Source organism: Bradyrhizobium sp. B120, assembly GCF_049075665.1.
Taxonomy (GTDB): Bacteria; Pseudomonadota; Alphaproteobacteria; order Rhizobiales; family Xanthobacteraceae; genus Bradyrhizobium.
In genome coordinates this window covers 1,991,536-2,006,847 of the sequence record NZ_CP185242.1, presented here as the reverse complement: position 1 = coordinate 2,006,847, position 15,312 = coordinate 1,991,536, and the positions used below count along the sequence as shown (strand labels likewise).

Sequence of the window (15,312 nt, the reverse complement as noted above, 5' to 3'; positions counted from 1 at the left end):
AGGCGCCCCCGTGGGTCGTTCAAAATCCCCCGGGTATGGTCACTTGAAACTCCCCCACCTGATGATCGCCGTCAGCGCCGCTGAACAGCGGTAGCCGGTCAGGCAGGACGTTTATTTTCGGTCCCTTTAGCCAGCAAGGGACCGGGGAGTTGAACGTCTTGAAGCCACACCTGCAAAGCACGGTATTTACGCTACTCGATCGCAACGCCAGCCAGCGCGAGATCCACAGGTTGACGGGGGTCGATCGCAAGACGATCCGGCGTTACCGGGCGCTGCGGGCTGGTGCGGAGGCAAATTCCCCCGGGGAAGTGACCACCGGCCCGGTGAGCGAGGACGGGCAAATTCCTCCACCCCGACCACCGGCTTTTGGGGCATCGGAAGCGACGGTCATCAGCAGCCTGGCCCGTTCGGCTTGCGAGCCGCATCGGACGTGGATCGAAGAACAGGTCCGCCTGAAGCGGAATGCGCAGGCGATTTACCAGGACCTGGTCGATCAATTTGGCTTTCTGTCCAGCTACCAGAGCGTCAAGCGGTTTGTCCGCACGTTGCGCCACACCGATCCCGAGCAGTTTGACCGACTTGAGTTCCTCCCCGGCGAGGAGGCCCAGGTCGACTATGGCGAGGGCGCTCTGACGATCGATCCCAGGAGCGGCCGGTACCGCCGTCCCCGCCTGTTCGTGATGACGCTGCGCTACTCGCGGCGCAGCTTCCGGCGGGTGGTTTGGCAATCCGGCCAGCAAGTCTGGGCGCAGCTTCACGAAGAAGCGTTCCGGTATTTTGGCGGGGTTGTCAGATATGTCGTGCTCGACAACCTGAAGGAAGGTGTCCTCAAGCCCGATCTGTACGAGCCCGAGCTCAACCCGATTTACAGCGCGATGCTGGCTCATTACGCCGTGGTCGCCGATCCCGCGCGCGTGGCCGATCCCAATCGGAAAGGATGCGTCGAGAATGCGATTCAACATACCCAGGGCACCGCGCTGGCTGGACGGCGCTTCGAGACGCTGGAAGCCCAGAACGAGTTCTTGAGGCATTGGGAGGAGAATTGGGCCTCCAAGCGCATCCACGGCAGCACGCGTCGTCAGGTCGAGGCCATGTTCCAGGAGGAGAAGCCTCACCTGCGGCCGCTGCCTGTCGCGCCCTTCCGCATCTTCACCGAGGTCGTTCGGACCGTCTGCGACGACACCACCGTACGCGTCGACAACAGCTATTACGCCGCGCGACCCGCGCCCATCGGCAGCCAGGTCGTTGTGCGGATCTACGCCTCCACGATCGAGATCCGTGATCGCCACACCCGTGCGCTGCTGCGTGTTCATTCCAGGATGACGCACCCCGGCTCTGTCGTCCTGCCAACCAACGAACGGCCGTTCAATCCGTCGCGGCAAACCGCCGTGTTGCTGGCGAGCGCCGAGCGCATCGGGCCGCAGACCAAGGCGTTGTGCCAGCAGGTGTTCGACACCGAGGGACGCCCCGGACAGCGCGCGATGTGGGGCATTGTCGGGCTGAGCCGGAAGTATCCGGCACGGCTGGTCGAGCAAGCCTGTGCGCACGCCATCGACAACCGCATCTACCGCTACAAGCACGTGCGTGCGACCGTCGAGCGGTTGTTCGAACAGGCTATCGAGCAGGTTGGAGCGACGCCACAACCGGCATCGCCGCTCACCCAGGATCATCCGCTGATCCGTGCCCCGGCCGAATACGGCGATCTCTTCAGCCGTGCCGTGCGGCACGATGCCGGCGACAATGGCCGGCAGGCCGAGGCTCACGACAGCCGCGCTCGTGTCGCCTGCGCAACCCCGGCCAGCTCCGGCGCCACGAGCGCTCCCGCTGCATCTTCTCACCTCAAACTGGAGACCCAGCCACATGATGACCATGCCGGAAATTGAACGTTGCCTGCGACAGCTGCGCCTGTCGGGCGTCCGCGACACGCTGCAGACGCGCGTGCTGCAGGCGCAGGGCGCCAACCAGCCATTCCTCGAGACCTTCTCCCTGATCCTGCAGGACGAACTGGACCGTCGTCAGTCCCGCCTCATCGAGCGCCGCTACCAGCAATCCGGGCTCGACGAAAAGCTGACGCTCGCCGAGTTCGACTGGTCCTTCAATCCCAAATTGCCGCGCCAAACCTGCTTCCAGCTCCACACCCTGGCGTTCATTGCCGCTGGCGAGAACGCGCTGCTTGTCGGCAAACCTGGCACCGGGAAGTCCTACATCGCCAAGGCGATTGCCTATCAGGCGATCCTGCAAAGCCACAAGGTCCAGTATCTTGAGACCGACGACTTCTTCCACCGCTACGCCATGAACTCCCCGGCACAACGCGAGGTCCGGCTGCGAACCATCATCGACTGCGATCTCCTCGTGCTCGACGATCTGTTCCTCGCACGCGCCATCCCTGACGACGCCGGCGCCTTGCTGCAGACCCTGATCCATCAGCGCTACAAACTGCGCCGCAGCGTCATCGTCACCTCCAATCGCGTCGTGCAGGACTGGGGGACATACCTGGGGGACAACACCATGAGCACGACGATCCTCGATCGCCTGATGCATCATTGCCATCTGCTTGAGTTCGACGGACGCAGCTATCGGCTCAAAGAGGCCGCTGAAACTCTTGCCCGGGAAACAAAGGCAAACTAACAATCACCATGTCCTGCCTCGCGGGTGGAGGAATTTGACTGACCATACCCGGAGGAATTTGAAGTGACCCGCGGGGCAGGCGCCGCCAAGAGCGCGCGCCGCGCTCTTCATCTCTCTCGGGCGAAGACTGTCCAGGCGCTCCGTTTGCTCCGCAGTCCGAAATGTTCGGTTCAGACATTGAACAGGACCGCCGGCCGCGACTACATTCGCGCCGCTCTAGCGACAAGCGATATCGACGATCTTCTGGTCTGTCGACGCAGCAGAGCCGGTCTCTTCCGCCGTGCGGACGATCGAGCTCCTGGAACAAGTCGCGCCGACTTCGTCTCCAACTGCGTAGCGGTCGATCGTTCAGCTCGACAAGGAGCGTGTGAATCGCCTCGTTGAGGGCGGCGAGCGGAAAGAAGCGGCGGTTGCGCAAGCGTACCAGAATCCATCGCCCGACGATTTGGATCCCGACTTCGACCTTGGCTTTGTCGAAAGTCGCCAACTGCAGGCTGTGTAGGTACGACCCGCCAAAAGGTGCGGATCACTCATCCTTTCCATCCGCTGTGCGGCCGCATGTTCGAGCCGATCTGCCGGCAGCGACATTGGGGCGAGGATCGTGTGGTCTACGTCGGCGAAGATGGGAGGCTTTGCACGATCGCAAGCGCGTTCACCGATATCGATCCGGTGGACGAGTTCCAGCGGATTGCGGAGGGCAGAGCCGCTTTTCGCACGGTGGACTTGCTGTCCTTGTGCGACGCGCTGGATCGGCTCGCGCAGCAGCTTCGAGCAACTGATGTGTAAAGGCAATTACGCCTCCATTGTAAATCAAATCATGCCGCTGCGCAGGCCTCATCATGACATCTAGTCTCATTTTCTTGCCGCCAATCACCGCATCTAGCGCTAGACCGGCGGTTGACAATCTACATATAGAGGCGTATTTTTATTTACGTGCCCCCGAGGCGAGACATGGCGAAGGCAAGAAAGCGGGATTCGAAGAGCGAGGCGCTGGCACGAGACGGCGTCCTCAACCCCAATCCCGAGGCCGTTCGCGACATTGCGTTCACCGGCAATCCGTTCTTCGATGCCGCGGACCTGGTCCAGGTCCGCTACGAGATGGTGCGGCGTCATCAGATCGATGGCATCGCCATTACCGAGGCCGCGGCGGCGTTCGGTGTTACGAGACCCACCTTCTACAAAGCTCAGAGCGCATTGAAGACCAGTGGGCTCGCCGGTCTGCTGCCAAGCCAGCGAGGCCCCAAGGCCGGCCACAAGCTGTCTGGCGAAGTCATTGCCTTCGCTACAGAACTCAAGACGGCAAAGCCCGAGCTGGCGACGTCTCAATGCCTCGAGGCGATCGAGTCACGCTTCGGCATCAAAGTGCACAGGCGCAGCCTCGAGCGAGCGCTTGCGCGCAAAAAAAAACGAATCATCCATCCAGCGTGATTGTGGCATCGGCGCAGGCAGCGGCGGTCTACGAGGAGCTGCGTACCGCGATCCTATCAGGCAAACCCGCCGCAACTCCTGGTCTCGGCATTCTTCGCCGTCAAGGTTTGGCCGCCTGGATGCGGGCGCTTGGGCACGAACCTCGTGCCGAGGCGACTTGCCACCACGCCCCCGAGCCATCGTCTTCCGCCAAGCCCGATCTGTCGCCGCCGGCACAGGAGGTCACCCGCCTCATCGCCGGCATTCTTATCTCCCTCGCTATGGAGCCCATGCATGCCTGAGCACAAGGTCACGGCCGACCATCTCAAGCGTGATGCGTACCTTTATGTTCGTCAGTCCACGTTGCGGCAGGTCGCCGAACATGGCGAGAGCACGCAGCGCCAATACGCGCTGCGCCAGCGCGCAATTGCAGCGGGCTGGCCGATCGAACGCATTCATGTAATTGATCGCGATCTCGGCAAATCCGGATCGAGCACGACCGCACGCGACGGCTTCCAACAGCTCGTGAGCGAGGTGGCGCTCGGTAAGGCTGGCATCGTCATGGGCCTGGAGGTCTCGCGATTGGCGCGTAACTCTGCGGACTGGCATCGCCTGATCGAACTGTGCGCGTTGACTGCGACGCTCATTCTCGATGAGGACGGCATCTATGATCCAGCCGGCTTTAACGATCGCCTTCTGCTTGGCCTCAAAGGCACGATGAGCGAAGCCGAACTGCACATCCTCAAAGCGCGCATGCGTGGCGGCCAGCTCAACAAGGCCCGTCGCGGCGAGCTGGAGATGAGGCCTCCGGTCGGATTGGTGTACCGAACCGACGGTACGGTCGGTCTCGATCCGGATGCTCAAGTACAGAATGCCATCCGGTTGGTCTTCGAGACCTTTGAGCGGACCGGAAGCGCCGTCCAGACAGTCCGTTTCTTCCGGGAGCAAGGCCTGCAGTTCCCGCGCCGATTGCGGACGGGCGCGAACAAAGGCGACCTTTTGTGGGCGCTTCCGCAGCATTCAAGGATCTTGCAGGTGCTGCACAATCCCCGTTATGCCGGCGCCTTCGTCTATGGGCGTACGCGCACACGCCACCGGCCCGACGGCGGAACCAGCGTCGTGAAGATTCCCCGAGCGGATTGGCAGTTCGTCATGCCCGGCATGCATCAGGGTTACATCGACTGGGAACGGTTCGAAGCAAATCAACGGCGCCTTGCGGATAATGCGAGCGCATTCGGCGGTGAACGATTCTCTGGGCCGGCGCGCGAGGGGCCGGCGCTGCTCCAGGGACGCGTGCTCTGTGGCTTGTGCGGCGACCGCATGGGTGTGCATTACAGTCGCGAGCATGGCAATACGGTCCCGACCTATGTGTGCCAAGAGAGTGCAGTGCGCCGCGCCGGGAAGACCTGCCAAACGGTGCCTGGCAAGATCATCGATCCAGCGGTCGCCGGGTTGATGATCGAGATGATGACGCCGATGGCGCTGGCGGTCACTCTGGAGGTCCAACGCGAGCTTGAGGCGCGAGTCCGCGAGACCGATACCGCACGTCGCCAGCACGTCGAACGACTGCGCTACGACGCCGAACTTGCCCGCCGGCGCTACATGAAGGTGGACCCCGACAATCGTCTCGTCGCCGATGCGCTTGAGGCGGAGTGGAACAACAAGCTACACCGTCATGCCGAAGCTATCGAGGAATATGAACGTCGCAACAAACAGCAGACTGCGACGCTCGCCGCTGAGGTCCGCCAGCGTATTCTCGGTCTTGCCGAGCAGCTGCCGCAAATCTGGAACGATCCGCGCGTCGACTTCCGTGAACGCAAGCGCATCGCGCGCTTGCTCATCGAAGACGTGACCTTGATCAAGGCGCAGAAGATCATTGCTCATGTGCGTCTGTCCGGCGGGGCTACGCGCACATTGGAGCTCGAGCGACCGCTGCCAATCGCCCAGCTGCGCAAGTTCAAACCCGAGCTTGTCGCGGCCGTCGATCGGCTGCTCGATCAGCATTGCGACCGCGAGATCGCTGAGATTTTGAACCGAGACGGATGGCGCACCTGGGAAAGCAAGCCCTTCAATCTGAAGAAGATTGCCTTCATCCGCAGTGCCTACAAACTGGCGAGTCGATACGATCGACTGCGCCACCGTGGTATGCTCACGACGCGCGAGGTCGCAGCGAGGTTTGGCATCGCCAAAACCACCGTGCAGGAGTGGGGCCGTCAGGGACTCATCAAAAAATGCTACGCTGACAGCCTGAACCGTGGGCTCTGGGAGATCGCATCAGATACCATTATCCTTAAAGGCCGTGGCGGCCGCCGCTCCCGCAAACCGCAAGCAACACCTATCACCGCGCAACTGTCAGGATGAGGTGCAATATGAAGCAATCGCCTTGTCGCGCGGACGATACGGTCGCGCCGGGACGATGGCGGTGCGGTAATGGCGGGCGAGATCGGCATAGGTCCGGTTGACCATCGGCTCGTGAAAGCAGGCCCGGGTTATGCCAGCCTTCAGATTATCGCTCACCGTCTGCCGCGTCGTGCCGCCGAAATAGGCAAAGGCCCGAACGTGCGAGGCGATCCAGTCCGGCCGGCTCTGGGTGAGGCTGGCTTCGGCGTAGGTGTAGTTCGAGGCGCCGAGCACGGCGACGAAGACCTGCCGGCTCCGCACCTCGCCGCTGAGCCCGTCAACCGCCTCCATTAGTCGGCGAACAGCTTCTCGCCGGCGACATTGACCTGGCGCAGGGTCGGCTTGAGGCGGCCGGCTTATTCCTTGTAGCGTTCGCAGAACCACGCATAGCTGGAGCTGCCGGAGTTCGCGTCGCAATGCTCCTCCCACAACAGCATCAACGTGACGTTCGGACGCCGCAGCTCGCGATGCACGAGCGCCCAGTCCGGATGCGGGCGCTCGTCGCTGGGCCGATCGGAAGGCGGCGGAAACAGGCGGTTCTCGAGCCGGACGTCATCATCCAACTCCGGCGGCAACGGCCAGGTCAGGCCGGCGCGGCGAGTTCGATGAGGTACTTGCTGACCGTGCTCCGGGCTAGGCCCAGGCTGCGGGCAACGGCGCGTTGCGACATGCCGACGCTGTAGTGCAGGCGTAGAACTTCACGAATGTGGCGCATGGACAGTCTCTCGGTCGGCATCGTGATCCTCTACGGTTAGGCAAAAGACCAAGCTACCCGGGTTGCAGACTGTCAGCGGTGCACGCCTCCTGGTTGCTCCCGATCGCGATCGCTGGAAATAGCGATCACGATCAACTGGAAATGGTGATCACGATGCTCTGGAATGAGTGATTACGATGCTCTGGAATGAGTGATCACGATGGCCTGGAATACTGGAGGCTTCAAATAGGTCCCGCGTCGCAGATCTCGCCGCAAGTCCAGCGCGGGACCTATTTGAAGCTGGATTGAACGAAGCCGCGTCTTGTGAGCGCGGACCTATGGGGGCTCGATCTAGGCGCCGGTAGGCGCGATTGATCCGGTGTCGGGCCCGCGAGCGAGGGTGGCCGCAGATTGTCGCGGATGTTGGCAGCAAAGGATGCCGCCGTCGATAGCGTCGAACGGCGCGTCAAGCCCAGGCGGCTGACTATCGCCCGTTCGCCGGGCGTTGTGAGCATGCTTGATCGTTCCGACGGAGAACGTCGGCAGGACAGCGCGTGCAGTGGGAGCGAACGATCGAGGTCGTCGGTCATGATGTATCGCAGCGAGGTGCTGCGCGTCGCTGAGTTGGCGCACGCGGCACAGGCCCAATCTCGACCATGCGGCCTCCGCAGATGGGGCACAAGTCGAGGCGGTGACCAAGGAGGATGGCGCAGCGCTCACGATAGTCGACAGCTTCGGCAGGCGGAGGTGGCTGCGGCGCCTGAAGCGCCGCTCGGATGCGCGCAAGTTTGGCGGCGCGACAGGCGTTCGCCAGGAAGCCAAAATGACGGATGCGGCGGAACCCCTTCGGCAATATGTGGAGCAGAAAGCGACGAATGAACTCCTCAGTGTCGAGCGTCATCACTTTGGATTTGTTGCCGGCGCGATAATCCTTCCACCGAAAGCGGACGTGGCCCTGCTCACAGGTAAGGAGCCGGCCGTTGGCGATCGCAACGCGATGGGTGTAGCGCCCGAGATAGGCCAGAACCTGTTCTGGTCCGCCGAAGGGACGCTTGGCGTAGACGACCCACTCGATCTTGCGGAGGGCGTTCAGATGGCGGCTGAATGCTGCCGGTTCGACGAGGTGCGCGAGGTGGCCGAAGAACTGGAGCTTGGCGCTATCGAACGCCGCCTGCAGGCGCTCCAGGAATAGCCGACGATACAGTCGTGACAGGACGCGAACGGGAAGGAAGAAGCCGGGGCGACAATGAACCCAGCTTCCATCAGGGGCGATCCCGCCGCCCGGCACGAGGCAATGGGCGTGCGGATGATGCGTCAGGGTCTGGCCCCAGGTATGGAGAATGGCGATCATCCCGGTCTCGGCACCGAGATGCTTCGGGTCGGCGCTGATGAGACGGATCGTCTCGGCTGCTGCCTTGAGCAGGATGTCGTAGACCACCGCCTTGTTCTGCAGCGCGATGGCGGCCACCGGCGCCGGCACGGTGAAGACGACATGGAAATAGGGGACCGGCAGCAGGTCGGCCTGGCGCTCGGCGAGCCATTGGGCGCGCGCGAGCGCTTGGCACTTTGGACAGTGCCGATCGCGACAGCTGTTATAGGCGACGCGGACCAGGCCGCAGTCGTCGCACCGCTCGACGTGGCCGCCGAGCGTCGCTGTGCGACACGCCTCGATGGCCGCCATCACACGGCGCTGATCGGAGGACAGCCGAGGACCTTGCGCGGCACGGAACGCAGCGCCGTGGCGACGGAGGATGTCCGCCACCTCGAGCACGGGGCGCATATGCGCAGCTCAGTCGGGTGGGATCACCCTGACGGAGAGTCCATCGAATGGGCTGGTCGTGCGGGCGAGCAGATTGGTCGCAACCTGAGCGTACCGCGCGGTCGATCCCAGGTTGGCATGTCCGAGCAGAACTTGAATGATGCGAATGTCGATCCCGCTTTCCAGGAGATGGGTCGCAAACGAGTGCCGGAGCGTATGGACAGTAATCGGCTTGGCAAGCCGAGCGCGGCGGCGGGCGGCGCGGCAGGCCGCCTGGACGCAGCGGACGCTGACATGTTCACTTGGGTCTTGGCCTGGAAATAGCCACAGCCCCGGTCGGGCTCGCATCCAGTACGTACGCAGAATCTCCAGCAGTCGCGGAGAAAGCATCGCGTAACGATCCCTGCCGCCCTTGCCGTTCTCGATGTGGATCAACATTCGCTTGCTGTCGATCGAGCTCACCTTCAGGCGGACGACTTCACTAACCCGTAAGCCAGCCGCATAAGCCGCCGCCAGCACGACGCGATTGCGCACCCCTGTAACCGCGTCCAGGAAGCGTTCGATCTCTTCGGCACTAAGCACGAGCGGGAGCTTGTCGGGCTTCTGGCCACCGATGATCCGCTCGAATGCCTCCGTCTGCCCGAGTGTGACGCCGTAGAAGAACCGCAGCGCGCAGGCCACCTGATTGATGTGGGACCACGAACGCTTTTGGCCGATGAGATGCAGTTGGTAGGCGCGGACCTGCTCGAAACTCAACCGGTCCGGAGCGTAGCCGAAATGGCGGCTAAACTTTGCGATCGCATAGATATAGGATTGTTGAGTCCACGGCGACAGATTGCGGACTGTCATGTCCTCGATCATGCGCTGCCGAAGAGGGCTTATCGTAGCCATCTGGGTCTCCTGTCTTGAGAGGGGTGGTGCGAAGACCAACATCCTCTCAGACAGGACACCTCAGTTCAGCAGGCTTGCCCCCACTCCCGCGTAGCGGGTTCGTTCAATCGGTGATCACGATCGGCTGGAACGCGCACGCTGGTGACGACCGGGATATCGATATCCTTTTCCAAGGCATCGATGTGCGGCACGACAGGCAGACCGGTGCAGGAGATGAAGAACCAACGAGCGCCTTGGCCGCGCTAAAGATGGACTCGCGAAACAATTCACTACTCTCGGAACCGCCGGACGTCGCGAAGGTGCCGTTGGCGATGATTTTGAATCCGCTTTCACGGAAGAGAGGAAGCCGCGACTACCGCGCGTAGCATAGAAAATTATGAGCAGTTCACCCGGCGCTTCTTCTATGAGAACGCGGACATCAAGGCGGTCAAGACGATGGTCCCGCGTAAAGGCGGGCTGTGCCATCCCAATTGAGGCTCCGCCGGAGGATTGACGCTGATGTCTTGCCCCGCGCATCTGTGCGTTTTGCGCGCTTTCATCGCTCACGCGCATAGAAGCCGGAAAACTCGCACTGTCGCTCCTCAGCGCTGTGAAACACTACGGATATCGCGTGTCATTCCATTGCGTGACCGATCTCAAAAGCTTCCGTGGCGCACTCGTTAACTCTTCGAGGCCGGACTTGGTCGCGCGAAAGTCTCGCTGAGCCATCAAGGTGGCCGCCGCAGTGGGCTTTTTTTGATGCCCAGATTCTCAATCGTGAGTCGGCCTCGAAGCGGTCGACAAATTTCTCGTAGCAAAGGACCGGTCGCTCGCAGCAGTAGCTGATCAGCCAGAACCTTCCACCGCATCTCGCGCAGCCTTACTGACACTGGTGAGAGCTATGGGAGCTGGTGCGCATTCTCGCGTTCTTTACGTGGATGGGCCCCCGCATTCTTCTTCGCCGCAGCACCACGCCCGCGTCTTACGGGCAAATCTGCTTGGCTTGTCAAAGCTCCGTTCAGCCGTTGAAGACGACAGTCTTTTTATCATTCAGTACCACGCGATTCTCGCTTTTTCTTTCAAGAGCACCTCGCAACATCGTAGCGCTAACCCAGGAAAGGCCCAGGCAAAAGTCGTTTGGGCAATTACCCCACCACATTATTAGTTTATTGGCCTTCATGAGTATCGCTCCGGCTCGTGGGGCGAATCGAATATCAAAATCGCGTCAATCCATCTCGAATTGAAACTTGGCCGCTTTGACTGAAGCGGTGATAAAACGGCGAACTTCGTGGACCCCTCGCATCGTGCGTATAGGAGTGTGAGGTGAGCCAGTAGCTTCGTACGAACCGTACGTCGGGAAGCAGCAGCTGCAGATCCGGATAACGACGGGCGGCGTAGTCGTGCAAAATGCCGTTGCCATGAGCGCTTCGCACCGCCTCCATCTGGGCAACGACGCTCTCGCATTCGTAGCGGCGCGACATCAACCGTCCAAGAGCAGACGCGTAGCCTAGCGATCCCGCTGTATACGAAATCCTCCACGTCGGTTGACAACAATCGCCCTGCCAGATCGGATTGACTCCCGATCGGGCATTCTCGAGACAAATAGCTTTCCGCCGCATAGACGCTGAGCGTGTAATCGGTCAGTTTCGATAGGATCAGCCGTCCCCGCTTCGGCCGATCGGTCACGTTCCGTCCGATTGCTTTTGGGGAGACGATTGAGACGTCTCCTTCTATGACGCGTTCCGATCGTAGGCGCTTTAGTCGACGCTGAACTCCGGATGCAGACAAGCCGACCTCCGCGCCGAGTTCTTCATTGCTCAGGCGATTCTTGCGCTGCACGAGGTCAAGAAGACGAGCATCGATTCTGTCAAGTTCCACGGCTACGCTGCCGTCGTTAGAAGAGGTCGGAAATTCGGGAAATCAGACAATTGGGCGAGGCAACAAGTGGGCCTCGCGACCGTTCATGGCGAAGGCTGCAGCCTAACTATTGAACAGATTGCAGATTGAATGAAGCCGCTCGCGCGGCAATTGAGGAGGGATCGCAAGATCAGGCTCCTGTCTGAGAAGATTGCGGGTTTTCGAAACCCTTCAGACAGGAGTTTTCCAATGGCTGAGATCAGCCCTCTTCGCCGCCGCGTGATTGAGGGCATGACGGTCCGCAATCTGTCGCCAGCGACGCAACGATCCTACCTTGCCGCGGTATCGAAGTTGAGCCGGTATTTGGGTCGGTTCCCCGATTGTCTCGAGCTGGAGGATATCCGCGCCCTCCAGGTCCACCTGATGGCGATCGGGATACGCGCGCCGAATGGCTCGCGCATCGACAGGCCGAACTATTGCCGGCGCCGTACTTCCACGTCGTCTTCACGCTGCCGACGCTGGCGGGCGAGATCGCCTTCCAGAACAAGGCCGCCGTCTATGCGATCCTGTTCCGCGCCGCCGCTGAGACGCTCACCACCATCGCCGCCGATCCCAAGCATCTGGGTGCGCAAATCGGCGTCACCGCGGTGCTCAATACCTGGGGGCAGACGCTGCAGCACCATCCGCACATTCATTGCGTGGTGCCAGGCGGCGGCCCCTCGCTCGACGGCACACGCTCAATCGCTTGCCGCCCCGGCTTCTTCCTGCCGGTGCGTGTGCTCTCGCGCCTGCTTCGTCGCCTGTTCCTGCAGAACCTGTAGCATGCCTTCGACGCCGGCAAACTGCGTTTCTTCGGCAACCTCGCCGGTCTAGCCGCGCCCACGGCCTTCGCCGCCGGGCTCGACCAATTCAGACGCATCGAATGGGTCGTCTATGCCAAGCCGCCGTTCGGTGGCCCCGAACAGGTGCTGGCCTATCTCGGACGCTACACCCATCGCGTCGCCATCGCCAACAGCCGGCTGGTCTCGCTCTCCGACGGCAAGGTCCGCTTCGCCTGGAAGGACTATCGCCAGGACGGCAAGACCAGCCTGATGGCGCTCGATGCTGACGAGTTCATCCGCCGTTTCCTGCGGCATGCCCTGCCGGATGGCTTCCATCGCATTCGCTACTACGGCTTCCTCGCCAATGGCCAACGCAGCGACAACCTCGCCCGCTGCCGTCGGCTGCTCGATGCCCATCATGCGGCGGCCCCTTCCGAGTTGCCGACCGGTCACGCCAAACGCGATCGGCACAACTACGCCAGTGACTTCCTCGTCTGCCCCGATTGCGGCGGCGCCATGCGGCGGATCGCAGTCGTGCCGCGCTCATCCACCTATCAACCATTCTACTGCGACAGATCATGATCTCATCGCTGTCGATTTTCATCCTCACCGCTGCCGAGCTTGCTGCGCGTCCTGCCGCCGAGCAGCCAGCTGTGCCGATCGACTGCCGCAATACCGACCCCAGAGCGGGCCAACGGCTAAACCTGATCTGTTTCTCGCGCTCGGGACCCGATCCGCGAGGTCTTCCTTGCCAAAACAGCGCTTCGCATCAATTGCGCGGCCGCCGTCAGAGCAGTCTCGCCGCCACGCACTGGCAACTTTCCCCATAGCGCCCCAACTTCGCGGCTTCGTTCAATCCGGCTTCTATGAGGTCGCACGCTCGACAGTGCGCGCCGCTCGCGCTTGCCACGCGACCTCACAGAACCCTCCAGAGTCCCCATGTGCGGCAAGCGTGGATCAGCAGTGTCGTGTCAGACGGAGTTGATTCTCAGTTCAACTCCAAGCCTACGAAGCGCCAGGGCTGCCGTACAGTTAGCGACACTGCACGCAGCTCCAGACAATTCTGCCCCGGAGGTGCCGAGAATCCGAACGGCCGGACGGCACCTTTTGAGCGCCGGTCGCTCACAGGGTCTCGACACGCCCAGCTCAAGTCCGCGCGGCCTGTTCCAGACGCGCCATTTCTGATTCTACGGCTGCAAGTCTTCGTAGGTACCCTGCTCGCGGGAATGTCTGTGGCCCTTTGTTGCGTGTCATAGTCTTAGCTCCATTGGGTTTTACACGGGGCTGCGATAAATTGAGATCGGTTTCATGTGCTTCTGGAAGGCCGAGTTAGGGCATAATGATCGTCGTCGGTTGGGGGCAAGAGCTCATCTGGAATCTCGACGTCATTTGGCGCACACTTCCTGCTAGGCGACCAACCTAGATCGATGCGAGACTTGTCAGTTCAGCGCTGGCTTTGAATTAGCGTCCTCCTTGCGTTCTCAACCCGCTTCAACAAATGCATCCGGTCAGGCGCTATGAGCGGTCAACCGTGATCGGATCGCGGCGGCAGCGGGCCGCCGCCGGAAAAGAAGCATGTTACAATTTTTTTCCGACTATTTGACGAACAGGGTACGCGGCGTCGATGTCAAAGCCTCATGGCCGCTTTCGGTGACTGCGAAGGATTGCGTGATGGCAATGCTCTTGTTGTCCAGCCACAGGCCAGGCATCATATGGAAACACATGCCCGGCTGAAGAACCGTTTCATCCCCCTTGCGCAAACTGGCCGTGCGCTCCCCTACGGCGGGTGGATAGCCGATTCCGATCGAATAACCGAGCCTCGCCTCTTTCTCAAATCCATGGCGAGCGAGCGCTTGCCGGAAGGCACCCTGGACCTCCGAGCACGTGCGACCGGGGCGGACACTCTCGACGCCCGCATTCAAAGCTTCGACCGCGATCTCCGAAAATTTCTGGTACTCGGAGGAAGGTTCCCCGACGCAGATCGTGCGACTTAAATTGACCTGGTAGCGAAGCCGATTTCCGTGAACTTCCACATAGACCGTTGTTGATGCCGGCAGCGGCTTGTCGGTCCACGCGGCATGTGGCGCAAGGGCGCGTTCGCCCACGCCAAGCATCAGACACGAACAACCATAGGTTCCGCCGAAATCAGGCGTGCCCGACATCTGCTGGTGATAGATGGCACCTGCGATATCGCATTCGCGTACACCGGGTGCGATCGTATCGACGGCCCTCTTAATCATCGCATCGGCGATGCGGCCGGCTTGGCGCATGATCGAGAGCTCGGCCGGGCTCTTCACAATACGAATCCAATTGACCAGCAAGTCCGCGTCTACAAACTTAGCGAGCGGTAGCGCTCGGACGAGATCAGCATGTGCATGCGCGGAGTAGTAGTACCCCCCCATCTCCACACCGATGCTCGCCTTTTCACCACCAACTTCCTTTACAACGTCGGCTATAAAGTCGTACGCTGATAAGGTAGTCGATTGCACATATTCATCCTTATATCCTCTGATGTTATCGTCGGCGAGATAAGTGGTCATCACTCCTGAGATGCGGTCCATGAACCGCGTGATAAAGATCGGCTCGTCGTGATTGAGCGCCACGAGCACCATTTGTGGTGTATAGAAAGAGTAGGCGTCGTAGCCCGTTAGATAATTTTGGTTGGGGGGCTCCGAGAGAAGTAGGATATCGATTCCTCGCCTGGCCATCTCTTTCTTCACGGCTGCTAAGCGTGCCACGAATTCGGCCCGCTCAAAATGCAGTTCCTTTTCCATACCTAGTACCTCCAAGTGTTGATTGACTAAATTCGCAGCCGCAGGCACCCAACAGGTGAGGCTGGACATCAAGGAAGCGTTCGATCGTGAGCATATCTACGA

At 61.0% G+C, this 15,312-nt stretch carries 13 protein-coding genes and 5 pseudogenes; 10 read left to right on the top strand and 8 right to left on the bottom strand.

From position 1 onward, the window contains the following. The first annotated feature begins 113 nt into the window (after positions 1 to 113). On the top strand, positions 114 to 1,883 hold the full coding sequence (gene istA, locus ACOIX3_RS09490) for an IS21 family transposase (protein ID WP_420971696.1): 1,770 nt from the start codon (positions 114 to 116) through the stop codon (positions 1,881 to 1,883). Then, on the top strand, positions 1,861 to 2,628 hold the full coding sequence (gene istB, locus ACOIX3_RS09485) for an IS21-like element IS1631 family helper ATPase IstB (protein ID WP_420969472.1): 768 nt from the start codon (positions 1,861 to 1,863) through the stop codon (positions 2,626 to 2,628). Before istA ends, istB begins: the two co-directional genes overlap by 23 nt. A gap of 283 nt (positions 2,629 to 2,911) precedes the next feature. Here the strand turns inward: istB and ACOIX3_RS09480 are convergent. Beyond that, positions 2,912 to 3,103 (bottom strand): annotated as a pseudogene (locus ACOIX3_RS09480) (IS21 family transposase); the annotation flags it as partial. Positions 3,104 to 3,186: 83 nt separating this feature from the next. Between ACOIX3_RS09480 and ACOIX3_RS09475 the strand changes: the two are divergent. The 3 genes from ACOIX3_RS09475 to ACOIX3_RS09465 all read left to right on the top strand — a co-directional run bounded on the left by ACOIX3_RS09475 (position 3,187) and on the right by ACOIX3_RS09465 (position 6,396). After that, the gene (locus ACOIX3_RS09475; RefSeq protein WP_420969442.1) at positions 3,187 to 3,414 is read left to right on the top strand and encodes a DUF5372 family protein; all 228 of its coding nucleotides are present in this window, start codon (positions 3,187 to 3,189) and stop codon (positions 3,412 to 3,414) included. Positions 3,415 to 3,579: 165 nt separating this feature from the next. Then, positions 3,580 to 4,056, top strand: a complete 477-nt coding sequence (locus tag ACOIX3_RS09470) for a helix-turn-helix domain-containing protein (RefSeq protein WP_420969441.1) — start codon at positions 3,580 to 3,582, stop codon at positions 4,054 to 4,056. A gap of 273 nt (positions 4,057 to 4,329) precedes the next feature. Continuing rightward, positions 4,330 to 6,396, top strand: coding sequence for a recombinase family protein (locus tag ACOIX3_RS09465; RefSeq protein WP_420969480.1), 2,067 nt, complete (start codon positions 4,330 to 4,332; stop codon positions 6,394 to 6,396). Here ACOIX3_RS09465 and ACOIX3_RS09460 read toward each other — a convergent pair. The 5 genes from ACOIX3_RS09460 to ACOIX3_RS09440 all read right to left on the bottom strand — a co-directional run bounded on the left by ACOIX3_RS09460 (position 6,388) and on the right by ACOIX3_RS09440 (position 9,779). Further along, on the bottom strand, positions 6,388 to 6,726 hold the full coding sequence (locus ACOIX3_RS09460) for a DDE-type integrase/transposase/recombinase (RefSeq protein ID WP_420969479.1): 339 nt from the start codon (positions 6,724 to 6,726) through the stop codon (positions 6,388 to 6,390). The two genes, ACOIX3_RS09465 and ACOIX3_RS09460, sit on opposite strands and share 9 nt — an antisense overlap. A gap of 65 nt (positions 6,727 to 6,791) precedes the next feature. Further along, positions 6,792 to 6,998 carry a hypothetical protein gene (locus tag ACOIX3_RS09455; RefSeq protein ID WP_420969477.1) on the bottom strand — a complete coding sequence of 69 codons (207 nt, stop codon included), beginning with the start codon at positions 6,996 to 6,998 and terminating at the stop codon, positions 6,792 to 6,794. A 20-nt stretch (positions 6,999 to 7,018) separates the two neighbouring features. Further along, positions 7,019 to 7,150 (bottom strand): helix-turn-helix domain-containing protein, encoded by a 132-nt coding sequence (locus ACOIX3_RS09450; RefSeq protein WP_420969476.1) that lies wholly within the window; start codon positions 7,148 to 7,150, stop codon positions 7,019 to 7,021. A gap of 565 nt (positions 7,151 to 7,715) precedes the next feature. Next, on the bottom strand, positions 7,716 to 8,909 hold the full coding sequence (locus tag ACOIX3_RS09445) for an IS91 family transposase (protein WP_420969475.1): 1,194 nt from the start codon (positions 8,907 to 8,909) through the stop codon (positions 7,716 to 7,718). Positions 8,910 to 8,918: 9 nt separating this feature from the next. Further along, on the bottom strand, positions 8,919 to 9,779 hold the full coding sequence (locus tag ACOIX3_RS09440) for a tyrosine-type recombinase/integrase (RefSeq protein ID WP_420969474.1): 861 nt from the start codon (positions 9,777 to 9,779) through the stop codon (positions 8,919 to 8,921). A gap of 110 nt (positions 9,780 to 9,889) precedes the next feature. Here ACOIX3_RS09440 and ACOIX3_RS09435 point away from each other — a divergent pair, with 110 nt between their 5' ends. Further along, positions 9,890 to 10,144 carry a hypothetical protein gene (locus ACOIX3_RS09435; protein WP_420969492.1) on the top strand — a complete coding sequence of 85 codons (255 nt, stop codon included), beginning with the start codon at positions 9,890 to 9,892 and terminating at the stop codon, positions 10,142 to 10,144. Further along, positions 10,134 to 10,272, top strand: a pseudogene (locus ACOIX3_RS09430) (ArsR family transcriptional regulator); the annotation flags it as partial. The gene ACOIX3_RS09435 and the pseudogene ACOIX3_RS09430, both read left to right, overlap by 11 nt. A gap of 1,166 nt (positions 10,273 to 11,438) precedes the next feature. Here the strand turns inward: ACOIX3_RS09430 and ACOIX3_RS09425 are convergent. After that, a pseudogene (locus ACOIX3_RS09425) lies at positions 11,439 to 11,636 on the bottom strand (Lrp/AsnC family transcriptional regulator); the annotation flags it as partial. Between the two features lie 228 nt (positions 11,637 to 11,864). On the opposite strand from ACOIX3_RS09425, the pseudogene ACOIX3_RS09420 reads away from it, so the two are divergent. From ACOIX3_RS09420 to ACOIX3_RS09410, 3 genes and pseudogenes are all read left to right on the top strand, one after another. Continuing rightward, a pseudogene (locus ACOIX3_RS09420) lies at positions 11,865 to 12,062 on the top strand (phage integrase N-terminal SAM-like domain-containing protein); the annotation flags it as partial. Then, positions 12,056 to 13,018, top strand: a pseudogene (locus ACOIX3_RS09415) (IS91 family transposase); the annotation flags it as partial. The pseudogenes ACOIX3_RS09420 and ACOIX3_RS09415, both read left to right, overlap by 7 nt. Continuing rightward, positions 13,015 to 13,266: a hypothetical protein gene (locus ACOIX3_RS09410; RefSeq protein WP_420969491.1), complete on the top strand. Its 252-nt coding sequence runs from the start codon at positions 13,015 to 13,017 to the stop codon at positions 13,264 to 13,266. The pseudogene ACOIX3_RS09415 and the gene ACOIX3_RS09410, both read left to right, overlap by 4 nt. A 765-nt stretch (positions 13,267 to 14,031) precedes the next feature. Here the strand turns inward: ACOIX3_RS09410 and ACOIX3_RS09405 are convergent. After that, on the bottom strand, positions 14,032 to 15,210 hold the full coding sequence (locus ACOIX3_RS09405) for a M24 family metallopeptidase (protein ID WP_420969489.1): 1,179 nt from the start codon (positions 15,208 to 15,210) through the stop codon (positions 14,032 to 14,034). Positions 15,211 to 15,312: the final 102 nt, after the last annotated feature.

Bases quoted from the DNA above. Each gene is read 5' to 3' on its own strand.
- istB (WP_420969472.1), top strand. From the start codon at position 1,861: ATGATGACCATGCCGGAAATTGAACGTTGCCTGCGACAGCTGCGCCTG.
- ACOIX3_RS09475 (WP_420969442.1), top strand. From the start codon at position 3,187: ATGTTCGAGCCGATCTGCCGGCAGCGACATTGGGGCGAGGATCGTGTG.
- ACOIX3_RS09470 (WP_420969441.1), top strand. From the start codon at position 3,580: ATGGCGAAGGCAAGAAAGCGGGATTCGAAGAGCGAGGCGCTGGCACGA.
- ACOIX3_RS09465 (WP_420969480.1), top strand. From the start codon at position 4,330: ATGCCTGAGCACAAGGTCACGGCCGACCATCTCAAGCGTGATGCGTAC.
- ACOIX3_RS09460 (WP_420969479.1), bottom strand. From the start codon at position 6,726: ATGGAGGCGGTTGACGGGCTCAGCGGCGAGGTGCGGAGCCGGCAGGTC.
- ACOIX3_RS09450 (WP_420969476.1), bottom strand. From the start codon at position 7,150: ATGCGCCACATTCGTGAAGTTCTACGCCTGCACTACAGCGTCGGCATG.
- ACOIX3_RS09445 (WP_420969475.1), bottom strand. From the start codon at position 8,909: ATGCGCCCCGTGCTCGAGGTGGCGGACATCCTCCGTCGCCACGGCGCT.
- ACOIX3_RS09440 (WP_420969474.1), bottom strand. From the start codon at position 9,779: ATGGCTACGATAAGCCCTCTTCGGCAGCGCATGATCGAGGACATGACA.
- ACOIX3_RS09410 (WP_420969491.1), top strand. From the start codon at position 13,015: ATGATCTCATCGCTGTCGATTTTCATCCTCACCGCTGCCGAGCTTGCT.
- ACOIX3_RS09405 (WP_420969489.1), bottom strand. From the start codon at position 15,210: ATGGAAAAGGAACTGCATTTTGAGCGGGCCGAATTCGTGGCACGCTTA.